We start from the raw sequence: 17,950 nt of genomic DNA, 5'->3' as shown, positions 1-17,950 counted from the left end.
GAGAGTGACCGCATCATCGTGGCTGCTGGTGGCCTTCCCGGCTCTCGGCGCCCTTATTCTTTTGCTGGCGGGCAAGCGGGCCAGGGGCTGGGGACACCTCCTCGGCAGCGCGACCGTCTCACTGTCCTTTGTGTACGGCCTGATCCTGTTCTTCACGGCCGACACGAAGGCCACCGCGGACGTCAAACTGTTCTCGTGGATCCCGGTTTCGGCGCTGCAGGTCGACTTCGGGCTCCGGATCGACGCGCTTTCGCTGACGTTCGTGCTGCTGATCACCGGCGTCGGCATGCTGATCCACTTCTACTCGATCGGCTACATGGCCGAGGACCGCGACCGGTCGAGGTTCTTCGCGTACCTCAACCTGTTCGTCGCCTCGATGCTGATCCTCGTGCTGGGCAACAGCTTCGTGACGCTGTACCTCGGCTGGGAGGGCGTGGGTCTCGCGTCGTACCTGCTCATCGGCTGGTACCAGGACCGCCCGTCCGCGGCCACCGCGGCGAAGAAGGCGTTCCTGATGAACCGCGTCGGTGACGTCGGGCTCGCGCTGGCGATCTTCCTGATGTTCAAGTACGTCGGGAGCACCGGGTACGCCGAGGTCTTCGGTGCCGTCGGCCAGATCCCGACCGGCGCGGTCACCGCGATCGCGATCCTGCTGCTGCTGGGCGCCTGCGGTAAGTCCGGCCAGTTCCCGCTCCAGGCCTGGCTTCCCGACGCGATGGAGGGCCCGACCCCGGTCTCGGCCCTCATCCACGCGGCGACGATGGTCACCGCCGGCGTCTACCTGGTCGCCCGCGCGCACGAGATCTTCAACGCCACCCCGGACGGCCGCCTGATCGTCACGCTCGTCGGTACGGTCACGCTCCTGATCGGGTGCATCATCGGTTGCGCCTACGACGACATCAAGAAGGTCCTGGCGTACTCCACGGTCAGCCAGATCGGGTACATGATGCTCGCCGTCGGCCTCGGGCCGATCGCCTACGCGCTCGGCATCATGCACCTGGTCGCGCACGGTTTCTTCAAGGCCGGGCTGTTCCTCGGGGCCGGTTCGGTCATGCACGCCATGAACGACGAGGTCGACATGCGGAAGTTCGGCGGGCTGCGCAAGCACCTGCCGGTCACCTTCTGGACCTTCGCGCTCGGCTACCTGGCGCTGATCGGCATCCCGCCGCTCTCGGGCTTCTTCACCAAGGACGCGATCATCGAAGCGGCGCTGAGCCAGGGCGGCTGGCGCGGCTGGGTGATGGGTGGCGCGGCACTGCTCGGCGCCGGGCTCACCGCGTTCTACATGACCCGCCTGATGGTGATGACCTTCTTCGGCAAGGAACGCTGGAAGGAGATCAAGTCCAGCGACGGTCGCGACTTCCACCCGCACGAATCGCCCGCGGTGATGAAGTGGCCGATGATCATCCTGGCCGTCGGCTCGATCGGCGCCGGTGCGTTCTTCGCCCTCGGCGACCGGTTCGCCGAATGGCTTTCGCCGGTGGTCGGCCCGCTCGAAGAGGGTGGCCACAGTGTCATCCCGCACGCGCTGGTCCCGATCCTCACCGTGGCGCTGTCGGTGCTCGGCGCGGCGGCGGCGTGGTTCTTCGTCGGCCGCAAGGACGTTCCGGTGGAACGCCCCGAGCGGGTCTCGGCCGTGGTCAAGGCCGCGCGTAACGACCTGTACGGCAACACCCTGAACGAGACGCTGGTCGCCCGTCCGGGCACCTGGCTCGCCCGCGCGCTGGTCTACGTGGACAACCGCGGGGTCGACGGCGCGGTCAACGGCCTCGCCGCCGCGCTCGGCGGCGGATCCGGGCGCCTGCGCCGCCTTCAGACCGGCTTCGTCCGCTCGTACGCACTGTCCATGCTGGGCGGCACATTCCTGCTTCTGGCGGCACTCCTGCTGGTGAGGTTCTCCTGATGACCTGGGTTCTCGCATCCATCCTGCTGCCGCTGCTCGGTGCGGCGGTCGTCGCCGGGATGAAGAAAAACGACAGGCTGGCGACGCTCACCGCGCTCGTGGTGTCGCTCCTGACGTTCCTGCTGGTGATCCCGATGTGGGCGAGCTATTCGCCGGCCGGGGACCGGATCCAGCAGAAGTCCTCGATGGACTGGATCCCGAACTTCGGCATCCACATCTCGTTCGGCATCGACGGCATCGCGCTGGTGATGATCGCGGTCATCGGCCTGCTGGTGCCGATCGTGGTCGGCGCGCTGGGCCTCACCGACAAGCTCCCGGCCGGACGCTCGGCCGGCGGCTTCCTGTCGCTGATCCTGGTGCAGGAGGCGCTGACCATCGCGGTGTTCGCCGCGACCGACGTCTTCCTGTTCTACGTGCTGTTCGAGATCATGCTGATCCCGATGTACTTCCTGATCGGCGGCTACGGCGGCGCGAACCGGCAGTACGCGGCGGTCAAGTTCTTCCTGTACTCGTTCCTCGGCGGCCTGATCATGCTGGCCTCGGCGATCGGGGCGTACTCGCTGGCGTCGGACGAGCTCGGCAAGGGCACCTTCGACTGGGAAACGCTCGTCACGGTCGTCCGCGACGCTCCGCTGGGTACCCAGATCTGGTTGTTCATCGGGTTCTTCCTCGCGTTCGCGATCAAGGCCCCTTTGGTGCCGTTCCACACCTGGCTGCCGGATGCCGCGGGCCAGGCGCCGATCGGCGTCGCGGTCCTGCTGGTCGGTGTGCTGGACAAGGTCGGCACGTTCGGGTTCCTGCGCTACTGCCTCCCGATGTTCCCGGAGGCCAGCAAGGAACTCGCGCCATGGGTGCTGGTGCTCGCCGTCGCGGGTGTCCTTTACGGCTCGATCCTCGCGGCCGGGCAACGCGACATGAAGCGCTTCATCGCCTACGTGTCGATCGCCCACTTCGGGTTCATCGCGCTGGGTATCTTCACCTTCAACGAGCAGGCGATGGTCGGCTCGGTGTCGTACATGCTGAACCACAGCCTCGCCACCGGCATGCTGATCGTGGTCGTCGGCCTGATCGTGATGCGCGGCGGGTCCACGCGGATCTCCGACTACGGCGGCATGGCGAAGGTGACCCCGCTGCTCGGCGGGATGCTGCTCATCGCCGGTCTGTCCACCTTGTCGCTGCCCGGCACGAACTCCTTCATCAGTGAGTTCCTGGTGCTGCTGGGGTCCTTTGTGGACTACCCGGTGTACACGATCATCGCGACGGTCGGCATGGTGCTGGCCGCGGCGTACGTGCTCTGGCTCTACCAGCGCGTCATGCAGGGCCCCGTCCGCGGTGACGCCCTCATCGGCGCCGGTGGCGGGCCGGGGACGGCCATGGCTCCGGAACTCGGGGCGACCAAAGCCATCAAGGACCTCGGCGGCCGGGAGATCGCGATCCTGGCGCCGATGGTCGTGCTGATCATCGCGCTCGGGTTCTATCCCAAGCCGGTGCTCGACACGATCACCCCGTCGGTGCAGGCGACGATGTCGTCCTTGCAGGGAGGCAAGTAACAGTGCTCCTCTTGACTCAGGCGCCACCGGTGCAGGTGCCGTCGATCGACTACTTCGCCGTCACGCCGATCCTGATCATCCTCGGGGCCGCGTGTGTCAGCGTGCTGTTCGAAGCCTTCCTGCCCAAGCACATGCGGTGGCCTTCGCAGGTCTTCCTGTCCCTGGTCGGGATCGGGGCGGCGGGCGTCTTCCTCGCCTGGTACGCCAGCACCTCCGCGCCGAAGGGCGGCGTCACGACCTTCAGCGGCGCCATCGCCGTCGACCGGCCGTCGCTGTTCCTGTGGGGCACGCTGCTGGCGCTCGCACTGGGCGCACTGCTGCTGATCGCGGACCGCTCGGTCGAGCCGGGCGGCGCCTTCGTCGCGCAGGCCGGTATCCGCCCCGGCACGGTCCAGGACCGCGCGCAGGTCGGCACCACCGGGATGCAGACCGAGGTCTTCCCGCTGACGCTGTTCGCGCTCGGCGGCATGATGGCGTTCGTCGCGGCCAACGACCTGCTCACCATGTTCATCGCGCTCGAGGTGCTGAGCCTGCCGCTGTACCTGATGTGCGGTCTGGCCCGTCGCCGTCGCCTGCTCTCGCAGGAATCCGCGGTCAAGTACTTCCTGCTCGGCGCGTTCTCGTCGGCGTTCTTCCTCTACGGTCTCGCGCTGCTCTACGGCTACGCGAACTCCGTGAAGCTGTCGGACATCGCCAACGCCGCCGCCGGTTCGGACCGGTCGGACACGCTGCTGTTCGCCGGGCTCGGGCTGCTCGCGGTCGGCCTGCTGTTCAAGGGTTCGGTCGGCCCGTTCCACACCTGGACCCCGGACGTCTACCAGGGCGCGCCGACGCCGGTCACCGCGTTCATGGGTGCCTGCACCAAGGTCGCCGCGTTCGGCGGGATCCTGCGGGTGTTCCAGGTGGCGTTCGAGTCGACCAGCTGGGAATGGCGCGGCGTGCTCTGGGGCGTCGCGATCATCTCGATGCTGATCGGCGCGGTGCTGGGCCTGACGCAGACCGACGTGAAGCGCATGATCGCCTACTCGTCCATCGCGCACGCCGGGTTCCTGCTCGTGGGTGCGATCGCGATGACCGAGGAAGGCCTGTCGAGCACGCTGTTCTACCTGCTGGCCTACGGCTTCACCACGCTCGCCGCGTTCGGTGTCGTCTCGCTGGTACGGGACTCGAACGGCGAGGCGACGCACCTGTCCGCCTGGGCAGGGTTGGCGAAGCGGTCTCCGGTGCTGGCCGGTGTGTTCACCTTCCTGCTGCTCGCGCTGGCCGGTATCCCACTGACCAGTGGTTTCGTCGGGAAGTTCGTGGTGTTCTCGGCGGCCCTGTCCGACGGGATGGCGCCGCTGGTCGTCGTCGCCCTGGTCTTCAGCGCCGTCGCCGCGTTCTTCTACCTGCGCGTGATCGTGCTGATGTACTTCTCCGAGCCCGCCCCCGACGGCCCGACCGTCACCGTGCCCGGAGCGTTCACCACCACGGCGATCACGCTCGGCGTCATCGTCACGCTGGTGCTCGGCCTGCTCCCGGCGTTCGCCCTCGACTGGGCGGGCTCCGGCGGTTTCGCCCTCAAGTAGTCCGGTTTCGCGGAAGGCCCCCTCGCTGTCGTGAGGGGGCTTTTTCGTGTCAGGGCGACGTCAGAGCGGTGTCAGGCCGCACCTCGATAGTTCCCTCATGACTTCCTCTACCTGGACCGGGATGCTCCCCGTCGAAGACACCGCGCTGGCCGTCACCGACTCCGGTGGCCCCGGCATCCCGATCGTCTACCTCAACGGCCAGTTCGCGACCCAGGGCTACTGGCGGCGGATCCTCGCCGACCTGGGCTCGGACTTCCGCCACATCACCTACGACGAGCGTGCCCGCGGCAAGTCGAAGCGATCGTCCGACTACTCCTTCGAGGCGGCCGTTCGCGATGTCGACGCGGTCCTCGAAGCTCGGGAAGTGAAGCGGGCCGTCGTGGTGGGCTGGTCCTACGGCGCGGTCGTCGCGGCGCACTGGGCGGCCCGGAACCCGGAGCGGACCATCGGCGCCGTCCTGGTCGACGGCGCGTTCCCGTACGACTGGATGGACGACGCCATGGAACAGCGGATCCGGAAGCTGTTCAAGCGCCTCAATTTGGTCATGCCGCTGCTGCGCCCGACCGGGCTGACCCCGCGGATGTCCGCCGCCGAGCAGGCGGAGAGCAACATCGAACTAGGCAAGCTCTCGCGGGAGGCCGAGCTGGGCCCGGTGCTCGACGGCATCACCGTCCCGACGCGATACGTGGTCGCGTCGGGAACCTCGTTCGGCAGCAAGGGAGACGAGCAGGAAAAGATCCGGACGAGTCTCGACGGTGTGACCGCGCGCAATCCGAACATCAAGGTGAGCGCGAAGGTCGAGAGCAACCATGGAGCCTTGCTGCGCAAGGACTTCCGTGCCATTTCCGCGGCCGTGCACGAGGTCGCCCGGCTCGGGGAATGACTTGCCCGAGCGCACTGGGCAGGGTGGTCGCGATGCCGAAGCCGAGACCCACACCCCAGGCGAGGGCCCTCGCCGACGGACTGCGAGCCGCGCGGAAGGCCGCCAGACTGGCCGCGACCGAAGTGGCCGACAAACTGGCGTGGTCCCAGTCGACGATCAGCCGGATCGAAACCGGCGTCCGCGCGGCGTCCGCCGAGGAGGTGTCGGCGCTGCTCGCGGTCTATCAGATCACCGGGGAGCGGCGAGAGGCCCTGCTCTCGTTGTCTCGCGACAGCGGGCCGTGGTGGTTCGCCAACGCGTCCTTCCAGAGCGAAACGCTTGCGCAGTACGAAAAGGAGGCCACCAAGATCGTCGCTTTCGGGGCAACGCTCCTGCCCGATCTGCTTCGGACGCCCGCCTACGCGAGGGCTACGAACTCTTCCGCCGCAGTGCTGGGCCAGAAGAGATTTGTCGCCTATATCGACGAAGCGGCGCTGCGCCGTCAGGTCGGTGGGCCGCGGGTGATGGCGAATCAGCTTCGGCATCTCATCACGATGGCGGAGCGGCCCACCGTCGAACTCCGGGTCATCCCGTTCGCCGCCGGGGCACATGCGGGTGATGCCTACGTTTTGCTGGAATTCGGCGGCGCCCCACCGGTGGTGTACCTGGAACATCGGCGATGCGGGCTGTTCCTGCACCGGCCCTGCGATGTCGAGCCCTACCTCCGGTCCACTGTGGACGCTGTCGCGCTGGATCCGGCGCGGTCGGTGCGCCTGATCGAGTCAGTGGTCGAGACTTGCCCGCAGCGCGGCGACTTTCTGGGCCAGTAACGTGGGTTCGCCGGGCAGGACGGTGATGTACCGGTTCCGGGGAGAACCGCTCACGTGCATGGCCACCCGTCCGGAGTCGAGGTCCAGATAGGACAGGCCGTCCGTGGCCTCTGTGCGCTTTCCCCCGTCAGGGCGCATGGCCGCGGCGAAGAAACCGACACCGAAATAGGGCTGCTCGAAGACCTCGTCCAGCTGCCGTGCTTCGCGGCTTCGGGACTCGGGCTCGTCGTAGAGACCGTCCCCACTGTCGCCGTTGAAGTCGTCCTGGGGCAAGGAGAACGGGGCGAACCGCGCCGGCGGGTACTCGGGCAGGTTCATCACGAGCGCCGCCGCGCGGTCGGCGGTCCGCACGCCTTTCAGCCACACGCGGTTCCCCTCGCAGATCGCGGTCACCGCGGCCCGTCCGCGTACGGCGACGAGCACGTTGTACTGCTCCGTCTCGGTTCGCAACGTCGCGTAGTACTCAGTGTTCGGCCGGTCGAGTATGTGCAGGACGTCCTCGAAGTCGCTGGTCAGCCGCTTGCCCTCGGTGAACCCGAGCCCGGCGAGCTCCTCGAACGCCGCCCTGTCCTCGCCGTTCCGCGACGACGGCGGGATGTAGCGCAGCCCGCCTGCGAAGATCAGATGCGGATCTCCGCAGCCGGCGTGACGGAACGCGGTCAACAAGGTGTCGAGCGTGATCTCGACCGGGCGCGCGAGCACCACGTGCCTCCCTCCCCTGGGACTGTGGTGCTACTTCTTCTTCTCGCCGATCACCGGCGGCATCGGCTTCTCGGTGTAACCGCCGAAGGTCTCGTCGGGATCCGGGTTCTGGAGGTACGCCGGAGCCTTCTTCTCCTTGTCCTCCTCGCCCTTCCCGCGAGCGGCGCCGGGCGCCATCGGCATCCCGTTCGCCCCGCCGCGACCGGTCGAGCCCGCTGCTCCCGCCGCACCGCGGCCGGCCACGCCGTCACCGGGCATCCCGGCTCCGCTTCGGCCACCCATGCCAGACTGCTGTCCGGGCCCGCCTACTCCACCCGTCCCGCCGGGTCCGCGGAAACCGCCGCCGCTCGGTACTCCGGGTGACCTGCCACCCGTGCCCGGACCGTACGGCGTGGGCCCGGTCGTTCCCGGGCCGTACCCGGGCGGGAAAGCGCCAGGCGTGTTGTACGTGGGGTTCGGCTTGCCGGTCGGCCCGAAGTCGAGGCTCGCCGCCGGCGGCACGACCGGAGTGGTCTGGGGCGGCGTGTACGAATTCGCGCGGGTCCCGTCGTCCGGCTGCTGGCCGACGGGGTAGGGCTGATGCTGACCCGGCTGGGGCCCTTGCCCAGGCTGCGGGCCGCTGTCAGCTGCGCCCGGTGCGCTCGGTCCGTTGGGGCCACTCGGCCCGCTGGGACCGCTCGGACCTCGGTAGGGCTCGCCGACACCGTGCTCGCGTCCGTCGGAGCCGTCGCCGAAACCCCTCACCGCCGGCTTTCCCCCGCCGCCCTCGTCCAGGGTGACGCTGCCGCCGGGGTCGGTGAGCTGCGCGTACTGGGCGGGCAGCTCGTCACCGTTGGCGGTGCTGGCGGAGTGGTAGCTCGCGAAGGTGTCGATGTTGTGCTGGCTGTCGGCCTGATACCCCTGGACCTTGCTCCAGTAGCCGACCAGGCCGCCACTCATGACAGCCTTGACGTCCTCGGCCGTCGGTGCGGGCTGCTCGGGCGGAACCGGCTTGACCGAATTCTTGGCCGTGCCGAACGCGTCCATCTGCGCGCTGATCGCCGACTGGGCGACGGCCAGATGCATCGCGTCGTCGTACGCGGCCTCCACAACGGGCTTCGTCGCGTCGGCGGCCGCGTCACTGGCGCCACCCTGCCAGCCGGCCATGGTCTTCTGGGTGAGTGCGGAGAGCTTCTGCGCGCGCTCGTGGTGCCGCTGTGTCAGGTTGAAGGCGGCGCGCTGAGCCTCGGAGAGCGAACCGGTGCCTTCACCCTTGGTGATCTGCTCGTAGATCTGGGCGGCGGTGAGCGGTCCTTCGGCGACCATCAGTTGCCCCCTCGGACGGTGGTCAAGACCCTGATCGCGGCTTCGCGGGCGGCGTCGCAGGGGTCCTTCTTGCCGATGTTGGCTTCAGACTGCTCCAGGACGATGTCGATCGTCTCGTTATCGCTAGTTCCCAAAGCTACGGAGCACTTGCCTGAGGGGCGTTCGTCTTTTGTGCCGTAGGCGGTCAGTGGGTATCCGTCGATCGGCTTGAGCGGTTCAACCAGCTCGTAAGCGCCGCCCTTCGCTTGGTAGACACTTGCTGTCCCTCCATCAGGAGACTTGCTGAAAATCACGTTGACTCGCGGCCGGGTGGTGGAGGGGACGGACCACCTGCAGGCAGGGCCAGCCGCGCCATCCGGCTGTGCGGCAGTCTCAGTGGTAGGACCGAGGAGCTCTTCGGCTTGTGCTTCAGTCAAAGCTTTGCAGGGCGTCTGCTTGATCTGTGCAAGGTCGATCGGTTTTTCCACCTTCGGTACCTCGGGAGCCGGATTTGCGGACTTCGGCGGGTTCGAGTTCGAGCCGCCGCCGCTAGTGGGCGTGGGGGTTCCATTGGTGGTGGTGGGAGTGGAGCACGCGGCGAGGGCGAGGGTTGCTGCGCAGAAGACAAGGATGGTGCGTCGCATCAGGCGATGCCCTTCGGCTGCTGGTTGATGACTGTGGTGGCGTGATCTTCCGCAGTGGCGTACTTACCGAGGGCGACCCGGTACTTCGTGGCCATGTTCTGACAGTAGTTGACGCGCTGCGTTAGAGCTGCTGTGAGCGCTTTGCCGGAGTGCTGGGTGACGTCAGCGTTGTTTCCGCTGGCGTACTCGAGCCCTGGCGGCAGGGCACGGGCGATCTTGCCAGCTGCATCGAGGTCGTCTTTGTACTCCTGCGCGAGGGTGGACCACTCGTTCACCAGCTCATGGAGGGTCGCCTCGTCGTACTTGAACCCCGCGCCTTCCGCTACCGGCGTCCCGTAGGAGCCGCCAGTAGGCGGGGCCTTGCAGACCGAGCCCGGGTTGAAGCCTGGTTGGTAGACAGGTGTCCCGTCAGGCATGGCCATGCACCCCCATGGCGCCGAAACGTTCCCTGCTGAATGGCCGAAGCCGCCCCGAAGTCACCGTCGTCATCTGCCCCTCCCGTGGCTACAAGGCGCGTCTCCCCGATGCACCCTGCGTAATCCGACGCCGGGAAGATTACCAGGGTTCCCGGGGCGGTGAACCCGGCTGCATAAAGTCCCGTTCCTCGCTGAATAGCGTCAGCGAACCTGGTGACTATCCGTGAAAATCAATCGTGTGAACCTGCCCCAGGAAACCGGGTTCTTGCTGGTGGGCTACGGACCCAATTTGCACACTCTGCGTAATGAAGTTTCGAAGAGTGATTCTCGGCGCAGTACTCCTCGGGCTGCTTGCGGCTTGTACGGATTCCGTGGATACGCCCCCGCCGCCACCGCAGTTTCCGAAATGGCAGCCCAAGCAACCACGTCCCGCGGATCGCGACGCGAAGGCTGTCGACGCGTCGCTGGCCGCCCTCGACTTCTGCGAGCTGATCGACCTGGCCGCCTACGGCCGCAGGAAGGGAGGCGATACCCGGCCCGTGACGCGCGAGCCCAAGGTGAAGTACGGCAGGAAGATGTGCACTCTCTTCCGCGACGGCTACGAGGCCTTGCTCTACGTCCAGGACGTGGACCCTGCCCATGCGGCGCTCCGGAACGACGGAGCCGTCGTCGACCTCGGCGGAGTGAAGGCGTACCAGGTCGAATCCCGTCGTGAGGGTGCGGTCAGCGGCTGCGCGATCACCGTGCCGGTCAGTTTCCAACGCGCGGTCCAGTTCGAGCTGGGGCTCCAGAGCCGGAGCAAGGACTGCGGGCTTCTCCGAGACTTCGCCACCGCCGGAGCCGCGAAGCTGCCCCGCGACCTCGTCTACCCGCCGGACGCTCAGGACAGCGCCCGCGTCGGTGCCTGCGCCAACTGGGTCTCCACCAGCAAGGGTGAGACCTGCGATCCGGCGGTCGAGGCCCAGGTGCCCGCGGGTGCCGAGGTGATCCTGGCCGCCGGCGCCGCCGACCCGAACGTCGAGTGCGCGGTGTTCCGGGATGCGGTCAAGAAGACCTTCGGGCCGGAGTTCGAGCCGATCGCCACGCCGGGCTCCTGCTACTTCGTCGAACCGCGCCATCGGGTGCAGATCGAAGCCGGGGTCACCGCGAACGGCGGCGCACCCGGTGACTGGCACGCGGATCCGAACGGCACCTTCAAAGATCATCGTCAGCACTCGTTCAGCGGGAATCCGGGAGTCACCCTTCGCACCAAGGACGAGAGCGGACTCCTCATGTACGTCTCGCCGTTCGGGAATCTCGGCTCGCGCGGGCATGTCCGGCTGCTGATTTCGTCGGAGCAGGAGCGGGGCGTCGACGAATGGCCGCGGTCCAGGGCGCTACCGGCCGTGGACGTCGCCAAGGCGCACGCCGTGATGGAGCTTGTCATGGCGACCCACTTTCGGGTGGCCAGGTGACGTCCGCGCCGTCGTAGGTGTCTGTTGGTGAACCCGCGACCGCGATCGACGTCGGCAGGGCGCTGCCACCGCGATAGCGGGGTCTTCGGCCGGGCGGATTCACGCGTATGGTCCCTTTCCGGCCACATCTCAGCTCCGCCAACAGGCACTAAGCTTTTCTCCATGTACATCGAGCGGGTCCGGCTGGAGAACATCCGCGGCTTCAGCGGCGCCCGCGCCGTCGACCTCCGGCTGCCCGGCCCTGGCTGGGTGGTGCTCGCCGGGCGCAACGGTTCCGGCAAGACCTCGCTGCTGCGCGCCATCGCGGTCGCGGCGGCGCCGGACGTCGCCTGGGGGCTGCTGTCGGACGCCGGCAGCTGGATCTCGAACGATCAGACGTCCGGGTCGATCGAGCTGTCGGTGATGCGCGAGGAGGGCCCGGCGCCGGTCGAGGTCCGCTGGCTCGACTCCGGCCTGCTGCCGATCTCCGGACTTCCACCGGGCCAGCCGTTCTGCGCGGCGTACGGGCCGTTCCGGCGGCTCGCGGGCGGGAGCGGCGAGGCCGAGTCGTGGATGCGCGGCGCGGGATCGCTGGCGCGGATGGCCAGCCTGTTCCACGAAGACGCCTCGCTCGCCGAGGGCGTCACCTGGCTGATCAATCAGCATCTCCGTGCCCTGGAAGGAAAAGCGGGCGCCCGTGAACTGAAGGACGCGGCGCTGGAGATCCTCGGTGACGGTCTCCTTCCCAGCGGCTACCGGATCAGGGACGTCGATTCGGACGGGCTCTGGGTCGAGTACCGGGGCGACCGGTTCCCGCTGCGCGAGATGAGCGACGGCTATCGCACGGTGACCGCGCTCGTGGTCGACCTGCTCAAACAGCTCGACGGCGCCGGCCTCGACCACGAGAGTCCCGGTGTCGTGATCATCGACGAGGTGGACGCGCATCTCCACGTGTCGTGGCAGAAACGCATGGGATCGTGGTTCAAGGCGCATTTCCCCCGGATCCAGTTCATCGTCACCACGCACAGCCCCTACGTCTGCCAGGCGGCGGACCCCGGCGGGCTCATCCGGCTTTCCGGGCCCGACGAGGAAGTGCCGCCGCGCGTGGTCTCCGAGGAGCTGTACGAGCGGGTCGTGTTCGGCTCCGGCGACGACGCCGTGCTGTCCGACCTTTTCGGCTTGGACACGCCGTATTCGCCGCAGGCGGTCGAATTGCGGGAGCATCTGGCCGAGCTCGAGTTCCAGGTGGCGTCCGGCCGTGCGGACGCGAACGGCGTCCGGGAATGGGAACGCCTGCGGGGCATACTGAGCAGTTCGCCGCCGAGCCGGGTCGACGAGGTGGCCAGGCGGTTCGAGGCCGACGATCGGTGATCGGGATCCGCCGGATCGCGCTGCCGGGCCGGGTGGTGGCCGATCTCGAAGAGCTGACGGCGCGGATCCCTCCCGGTGACACGAAAGAAGCCCGGCGGCTCTGGCGGGTTTCGCGTGCCGTGCGGCGTTCTCTGCGGGCAGGTCTGGACGTGATGGCCGCCGGCCGCGGCTACTGCATGTACTGCGGTGACGGCCTCGGGTCCACTGTGGACCATTTCGAGCCGATCGCGCGGAATCCGGGGCGTGCGTTCGACTGGCTCAACCACGTGCTCGCCTGCGAGTACTGCAACAGCCACCACAAACGCGACCTCTTCCCGGTGGACGAAGACGGCGACAGCCTGCTCATCGATCCGACCGCCGAAGACCCGCTGGAGCACCTGTTCCTGGTGCTGTCGATCGGGACCTACCGCGCGCTGACCGAAAAGGGCGAGCAGACCATCAAGGTGTGCGGGCTGAATCGCGCGCAACTGGCGCGGGGGCGGGAAACGGCGGTCAACCAGGTGAGCGCGCTCGTCATGGGCTGGCAGGCCGCGCGCGAACTGGGGGACGACGGGAAACGGCGCGCGATGGTCTGGACCCTGCTCGACCAGCCGCACGCCGACGTCCTCCACGCGATGCTCCGGCAGGCGGGGATGCCGGGAGCCCGCGCCGTGTTCCGGGCGGACGACGAGCTCATCGACCTGCTTCGCGCCCCGGAGCTCGCCGAGGACCTTCAGCTCTCCGGCGGCGCGGTGTAGGCGGCCAAGGTGGCGTCGGCGCGGGTGCGGGCGGTGGCCGCGTCCGTCCCGTTGGCGACGTCGGCCTCGTACCAGGCGTCGTTGCTCAGTGTCATGAACCGCACGCCCTCTTCGCTGGTCATCCAGGCCATGGCGGCCTCGGGGTCGGCGGCCTCGCCGGATTCGAGGTGGAGCGCGAGCCCGTTCAGCATCATGTCCCAGCCGATGCCCACGGCGCCGGGCCCGAACCGGTTCCAGTGCTCGTTGGGGACGGCGGTGTGGTCGAGTTCGAACCGGGTGCGCCCGTCGGCTTCGGGGCTCAGCCGGAGTTCGATCCAGCTGACGTCGCCGCCGTACTCCCAGGTCGCCGCGAAGCTCTTGGGCGGGTCGCAGCGCTCGACCGTTCCGCCCGCGTTGCCTTCGAGCTGGTACTTGCCGCCGACGCGCAAATCGCCGCTGATCGGCAGGAACCAGCGCGGGATGCGCTCGGGATTGGTGCAGGCGTCCCAGAGGTCGTCGAGGCCGGTGTCGTAGACCTGGCTGACGGTGGCCGTCACCGCCTCGCTCGCTTCGACCACGCGCTTGCCCAGCCTGCGCTGGACAGAGTTGATCTGGCTGGTCACGTCGACCATCGGTGCCCTCCTCGGCTCGGTTGCCGACAAGATATCAGCCGATACTTATATAAGCCAGAATGGAAAAGGGGCGCCCGGCGAGTCCCGGACGCCCCTTTCCCGGCGGGATGGCTTACGGAGTGGGAGAGCAGGCCGTGCGCCCGACGACCACTTCGCCGGTGATGTTCGAGCCGGGGGCGAACTTGATCCGCAGCATGGTCAGCCCGATGCTGCCGTCGCCCGGCAACGTCTGCTCGTTGAAGATCGCCTCGGCGAGCAGGGTGCCGTTGGACTTGGTGATCGGCTTGACGTAGCCGACCGGCACCGGCGACGGCAGGGTGCCGAGCCCGGTCGCGCCGCCGTAGGTCCAGCTCGCGTTCGTGCTGGTCTGCGTGGCTGTGCAGCTGACCGAATAGGACCTGATCTTGATCCGCGGCCCGCTCGACGAGACCAGCGCCGACAGCTCGAAGTTCTGCCCCTTGGCCTCCGACTTCGTCGTGGTGACGTCGTTTTCGGGGTCGACGACGGTGGTCGTGCACGTCGACGTGCCGCCACCGAACGTGATCCCGGTCCTGGTCACGACTCCGGACGAGTTGCTCGTCGGTCCCTCGACCGCGCAGTCGGCGAGCGAGGCGATCGAGATCGGCGCCGAGGTGCCCTTGGTGAAGGCGGCGGAGCCGAGCGAGGCCACGCCCGCGGGGTTCGACGCGGCGGCCGGGGTCACCCCGGCACCGAGACCCGCCAGCAGCAGCGCGCCGACCAGGCCTGCCCGGCTTGCGATGGTGATGCGCATTCCACGTCCTCCTCACGTGACGGAGAGCGAGCCGGTTGGCCGTTCTTCCTTTGTCACCACTATCTGCGTGTCGGATTCGCCCGTTGCGCGCGTGACGGTCGTTTCACTCGACCGTGGATCATGGAGACCCGTTGGATATTCTGATTCGTATCCGGATACAGGTCTGTATATTCGAGCGTATGCCGACCTACCGCGTCCTCGTCAACGGCAAGTTCGACCACCCCGACGCCGACACTCGCGCCAGGCTGCTCGCCGAGCTTGATCAGCACCAGGTGATGGGGTTCACCGAGGACGGCCTGCTCAGCTACAGCGCGCACCTCGGCGCGTTCACCTTCCGCATCACGCTGCGGGGCGAAGAGGAGCGGGACGTGCTCGACGAAGCCGAGCTGAAGGTCATGGACCTGCTGGACGCCAAGGGCTATCCGTACCGCGACGTCGCGGGCAAGGCGACCTGCATGGACGACATCAAGATCCGCCGCCGCTGACTCAGGCCGCCTTCACGCCGCCCACCACGAGCACGGCCACGACCAGCATCATCGCCATGAACACGGCGAAGAGGACGACGGTGATCCACACCGTCGAACGCTGCTCGCGGTGGTCTTCGGCGGGAGGCTTCCACGCCGGTCTGTCGCCGAAATCATCCGGACTTCCCATGTTGTTCCCCCAGTTCGCGCCGAAGCGGGCAGGATACTCGGCGGGGGTGTCATCTTCGTCACCGTTTCCCCTGGACAGCACGTCAACAGGCCTCAGCTGCTAGCCACTACGCTGGGAGCAACCCCGAACGGTGTCAAAGAGAGCGGAGCCGACGTGTCTGTGTCTTCACCTGCCCCAGGTGGTGCCATCGAGGACCTGCGCGCGTCCGTGGGGCTCCAGATCGCCGACGAGCAGCTCCTGCGCACGCTCGCGACCGGTCTCGCCGACGTCGAGACGCTGCTTCGCGAGGTCGTCCGCAGTGACGTCAAGGCCGTCGAGGACGCCGCTTCGCACCTGGTCGAGGCGGGTGGCAAACGTTTCCGTCCGCTGTTCACGCTGCTGGCCTCGCAGTTCGGGCCGAAGCAGGGCGACCAGGTGGTCACCGCCGCGGCGGCGGTCGAGCTGGTGCATCTCGCGACGCTGTACCACGACGACGTGATGGACGAGGCGACGATGCGCCGCGGCGCGGAGAGCGTCAACGCCCGCTGGGACAACACCATCGCCATCCTGACCGGCGACTTCCTGTTCGCGCACGCCTCGCGGCTGGTCGCGGACCTCGGCACCGACGCGGCCCGGATCATCGCCGAGACCTTCGGCGAGCTGGTCACCGGGCAGATGCGCGAGACGGTCGGCCCGGCAGACGGCGACGACGCGGTCGAGCACTACCTCACGGTCATCGCGCAGAAGACCGGCTCGCTGATCGCCACCTCCGGCCGGTTCGGCGGGATGATGTCCGGCGCGCCCGACCACTACATCGACGCGCTCCGCCGCTTCGGTGACATCATCGGGACGGCGTTCCAGATCTCCGACGACGTCATCGACATCGCGTCCGCCTCGGACGAGCTCGGCAAGGCGCAGGGAACAGACCTGCGCGAAGGCGTCCGCACCCTTCCGATGCTGTACGCGCTGGCCGACCCGGCCACCGATCCGCGCCTGGTCGAGCTGCTGTCGGGCCCGATCTCGGACGACAAGCTCGTCGCCGAGGCCCTGGACCTGCTGCGTGCCTCGTCCGGACTCGAACGCGCACGCGAAACTCTTTCCGACTACGCTCGTCGGGCGCGTGCCGAACTCGCGGCGCTGCCCGCGTCGCCCGCCCGGGACGCCTGCGAATCGGTCGCCGACTACCTGGTCGCACGAACGCATTGACAAAGGGCAGGTTAGATGTCCATTTTCGGACAGGTTTGGCTGTGGAGTCTGCTGGCGTTCGTCGTCGGCGCGCTGCTCACCTGGTTGGTGCTGGTGCTCCCGGCGCGCAAACGCATCCGTGAGCTGGAAAGCTCGCTGGCCACCGCGCACGCCGAGACGTCGAGGCTGCCGGCCGGGGTGAGCCTCGGCGCGGGTGCCGCGGCCGTCGCCGGCGGGACCGCGTACCTCGCGAAGCCGTCGCACGACGAGCTGGACGAGGAGTTCGCGGCCGTCGAGGAGCCGAAACCCGCGTACCCCGAGACGCTCACCGAGCAGGAGCCCGCCCAGCAGTGGACCGAGCCTGCCGAGGAGCCCGCCAAGGACGTGCACGAGGACACCGCCGAGGAGCCGGAGTACTCCGCGCCGCAGATCTTCGAGCCTGAAGAAGAGTACGAGGCCGAGTACCGCACCGCGCCCCAGCCGGACCCGGAGCCTGAGCCGGATCCGGAGCCCTCGGCCGAGCGGACGCAGTACATCCCGGCGGCCTTGCCGGAGCCGGAGCCGGAGCCGGAACCCGAGCCGGAGCCCGAGAACCCGTACGTCGCCGCGGCGACCGATTACCTCCAGCCCGCGTCGAAGCTGGACGTCGAGCCGGAGCCTGAGCCGGAACCCGAGCCGCAGCCGTCGTCGCCGGGCGAGGGGCCGTACCGGTCCCGCCTGGAGATGCAGCTGGACCCCGAAGGCGCCGAGACGCAGCCGGAGCCGGTTTCGCTGTTCAGCCCCGCGTCGCGCGTGGAGACCGAGCAGGCCCCCGTCGAGACCAACTGGTTCGAGCGGGAAGAGGAGCTGCACGACCCGCCCGCGTACGCCTTCGGTTCCGATGAAGAAGCGAAGGCCGGTCTCCTCGACTCGGAGCAGCCCGAGACGTCCGCCGAAGCCACCCAGGTGCTGCCCAAGCGCACGCCGCGGGGTGCGGTGCGCGGCGGTTTCGAGCCGCCACAGCCGATCCAGCCGTCGATGCGGGCGATCGAACGTCGTGAGCCGGAACTGTCCGGTGGGCAGAGCGGTTCGCTGTTCGAGCCCGCCGTCCAGCCCGGCGACGCGATGCCGGCTCCGGAGCCCCCGCCCGCCCGGCAGGTCGCTCCGGTGACGGAGTCCGTCCCGCCCGGTCCGTTCGGTCCCGGTTCGGCGATGCCGCGTCCGGGCGGTGGCCGTCCCGCCGACGACTTCGCGGTCAAGGCCAGCGTGACCGCCCTGCGGTACTGCACGGAGGACTCGCCGCAGTTCCCGAAGATGGTCGCGGAGGTCTGGTTCCGCTCGGCCGCCGACGCGGAGCGCGTGGGCTTCCGTCCCCTCACCTGACTGCAATGAAGGGGCCTTTCACCGCAAAATTTGCGATGAAAGGCCAGATCGGAAGAGCGNGCAATGAAGGGGCCTTTCACCGCAAAA

Annotated in this window: 18 protein-coding genes; 11 read left to right on the top strand and 7 right to left on the bottom strand. The window is 68.2% G+C overall.

The features are described 5' to 3' along the window. Positions 1-4: 4 nt before the first annotated feature. From nuoL to LCL61_RS42090, 5 genes are all read left to right on the top strand, one after another. A complete protein-coding gene (nuoL, locus tag LCL61_RS42110) occupies positions 5-1,903 on the top strand; it encodes an NADH-quinone oxidoreductase subunit L (RefSeq protein WP_340684860.1) in 1,899 nt (632 codons plus the stop codon). Continuing rightward, a complete protein-coding gene (locus LCL61_RS42105) occupies positions 1,903-3,453 on the top strand; it encodes an NADH-quinone oxidoreductase subunit M (protein WP_340684859.1) in 1,551 nt (516 codons plus the stop codon). Before nuoL ends, LCL61_RS42105 begins: the two co-directional genes overlap by 1 nt. A gap of 2 nt (positions 3,454-3,455) precedes the next feature. Beyond that, entirely contained in the window at positions 3,456-5,021 is a 1,566-nt protein-coding gene (gene nuoN / locus LCL61_RS42100; protein WP_340684858.1) for an NADH-quinone oxidoreductase subunit NuoN, read from the top strand. A 97-nt stretch (positions 5,022-5,118) separates the two neighbouring features. Then, on the top strand, positions 5,119-5,904 hold the full coding sequence (locus tag LCL61_RS42095; RefSeq protein ID WP_340684857.1) for an alpha/beta hydrolase: 786 nt from the start codon (positions 5,119-5,121) through the stop codon (positions 5,902-5,904). A 32-nt stretch (positions 5,905-5,936) separates the two neighbouring features. Continuing rightward, positions 5,937-6,713 carry a helix-turn-helix transcriptional regulator gene (locus tag LCL61_RS42090; protein WP_340684856.1) on the top strand — a complete coding sequence of 259 codons (777 nt, stop codon included), beginning with the start codon at positions 5,937-5,939 and terminating at the stop codon, positions 6,711-6,713. Here the strand turns inward: LCL61_RS42090 and LCL61_RS42085 are convergent. Genes LCL61_RS42085 through LCL61_RS42070 form a run of 4 tightly spaced genes read right to left on the bottom strand, consistent with a single transcriptional unit; the run spans position 6,666 to position 9,759 of the window. After that, positions 6,666-7,418: an ESX secretion-associated protein EspG gene (locus LCL61_RS42085; RefSeq protein WP_340684855.1), complete on the bottom strand. Its 753-nt coding sequence runs from the start codon at positions 7,416-7,418 to the stop codon at positions 6,666-6,668. The genes LCL61_RS42090 and LCL61_RS42085 overlap by 48 nt on opposite strands. A 27-nt stretch (positions 7,419-7,445) precedes the next feature. Continuing rightward, positions 7,446-8,720 carry a PPE domain-containing protein gene (locus LCL61_RS42080; RefSeq protein WP_340684854.1) on the bottom strand — a complete coding sequence of 425 codons (1,275 nt, stop codon included), beginning with the start codon at positions 8,718-8,720 and terminating at the stop codon, positions 7,446-7,448. Then, positions 8,720-9,343: a DUF3558 domain-containing protein gene (locus tag LCL61_RS42075; protein WP_340684853.1), complete on the bottom strand. Its 624-nt coding sequence runs from the start codon at positions 9,341-9,343 to the stop codon at positions 8,720-8,722. The genes LCL61_RS42080 and LCL61_RS42075 overlap by 1 nt, the downstream gene beginning before the upstream one ends. Further along, the gene (locus LCL61_RS42070) at positions 9,343-9,759 is read right to left on the bottom strand and encodes a hypothetical protein (protein WP_340684852.1); all 417 of its coding nucleotides are present in this window, start codon (positions 9,757-9,759) and stop codon (positions 9,343-9,345) included. Before LCL61_RS42070 ends, LCL61_RS42075 begins: the two co-directional genes overlap by 1 nt. A gap of 305 nt (positions 9,760-10,064) precedes the next feature. Here LCL61_RS42070 and LCL61_RS42065 point away from each other — a divergent pair, with 305 nt between their 5' ends. The 3 genes from LCL61_RS42065 (at position 10,065) to LCL61_RS42055 (ending at position 13,300) form a co-directional block, all read left to right on the top strand. After that, positions 10,065-11,213 carry a hypothetical protein gene (locus tag LCL61_RS42065; RefSeq protein ID WP_340684851.1) on the top strand — a complete coding sequence of 383 codons (1,149 nt, stop codon included), beginning with the start codon at positions 10,065-10,067 and terminating at the stop codon, positions 11,211-11,213. Positions 11,214-11,375: 162 nt separating this feature from the next. Then, the gene (locus LCL61_RS42060) at positions 11,376-12,563 is read left to right on the top strand and encodes an AAA family ATPase (RefSeq protein ID WP_340684850.1); all 1,188 of its coding nucleotides are present in this window, start codon (positions 11,376-11,378) and stop codon (positions 12,561-12,563) included. Continuing rightward, positions 12,560-13,300: an HNH endonuclease gene (locus LCL61_RS42055; RefSeq protein WP_340684849.1), complete on the top strand. Its 741-nt coding sequence runs from the start codon at positions 12,560-12,562 to the stop codon at positions 13,298-13,300. Before LCL61_RS42060 ends, LCL61_RS42055 begins: the two co-directional genes overlap by 4 nt. On the opposite strand, the gene LCL61_RS42050 is transcribed toward LCL61_RS42055, so the two are convergent. Then, positions 13,276-13,911, bottom strand: a complete 636-nt coding sequence (locus LCL61_RS42050; protein WP_340684848.1) for an SRPBCC family protein — start codon at positions 13,909-13,911, stop codon at positions 13,276-13,278. The two genes, LCL61_RS42055 and LCL61_RS42050, sit on opposite strands and share 25 nt — an antisense overlap. A gap of 112 nt (positions 13,912-14,023) precedes the next feature. Then, positions 14,024-14,683 (bottom strand): hypothetical protein, encoded by a 660-nt coding sequence (locus LCL61_RS42045; protein ID WP_340684847.1) that lies wholly within the window; start codon positions 14,681-14,683, stop codon positions 14,024-14,026. 179 nt (positions 14,684-14,862) lie between these two features. Here LCL61_RS42045 and LCL61_RS42040 point away from each other — a divergent pair, with 179 nt between their 5' ends. After that, positions 14,863-15,168: a DUF6204 family protein gene (locus tag LCL61_RS42040; protein ID WP_340684846.1), complete on the top strand. Its 306-nt coding sequence runs from the start codon at positions 14,863-14,865 to the stop codon at positions 15,166-15,168. 1 nt (position 15,169) lies between these two features. On the opposite strand, the gene LCL61_RS42035 is transcribed toward LCL61_RS42040, so the two are convergent. Continuing rightward, on the bottom strand, positions 15,170-15,337 hold the full coding sequence (locus LCL61_RS42035) for a hypothetical protein (protein WP_340684845.1): 168 nt from the start codon (positions 15,335-15,337) through the stop codon (positions 15,170-15,172). A 159-nt stretch (positions 15,338-15,496) separates the two neighbouring features. Here LCL61_RS42035 and LCL61_RS42030 point away from each other — a divergent pair, with 159 nt between their 5' ends. Continuing rightward, positions 15,497-16,522, top strand: a complete 1,026-nt coding sequence (locus LCL61_RS42030) for a polyprenyl synthetase family protein (RefSeq protein ID WP_340688814.1) — start codon at positions 15,497-15,499, stop codon at positions 16,520-16,522. 15 nt (positions 16,523-16,537) lie between these two features. Beyond that, a complete protein-coding gene (locus tag LCL61_RS42025) occupies positions 16,538-17,863 on the top strand; it encodes a LapA family protein (RefSeq protein WP_340684844.1) in 1,326 nt (441 codons plus the stop codon). Positions 17,864-17,950: the final 87 nt, after the last annotated feature.

This window comes from Amycolatopsis coloradensis (assembly GCF_037997115.1).
GTDB classification, from domain to species: domain Bacteria; phylum Actinomycetota; class Actinomycetes; order Mycobacteriales; family Pseudonocardiaceae; genus Amycolatopsis; species Amycolatopsis coloradensis_A.
This window is presented reverse-complemented; position numbering and strand designations above follow the sequence as displayed.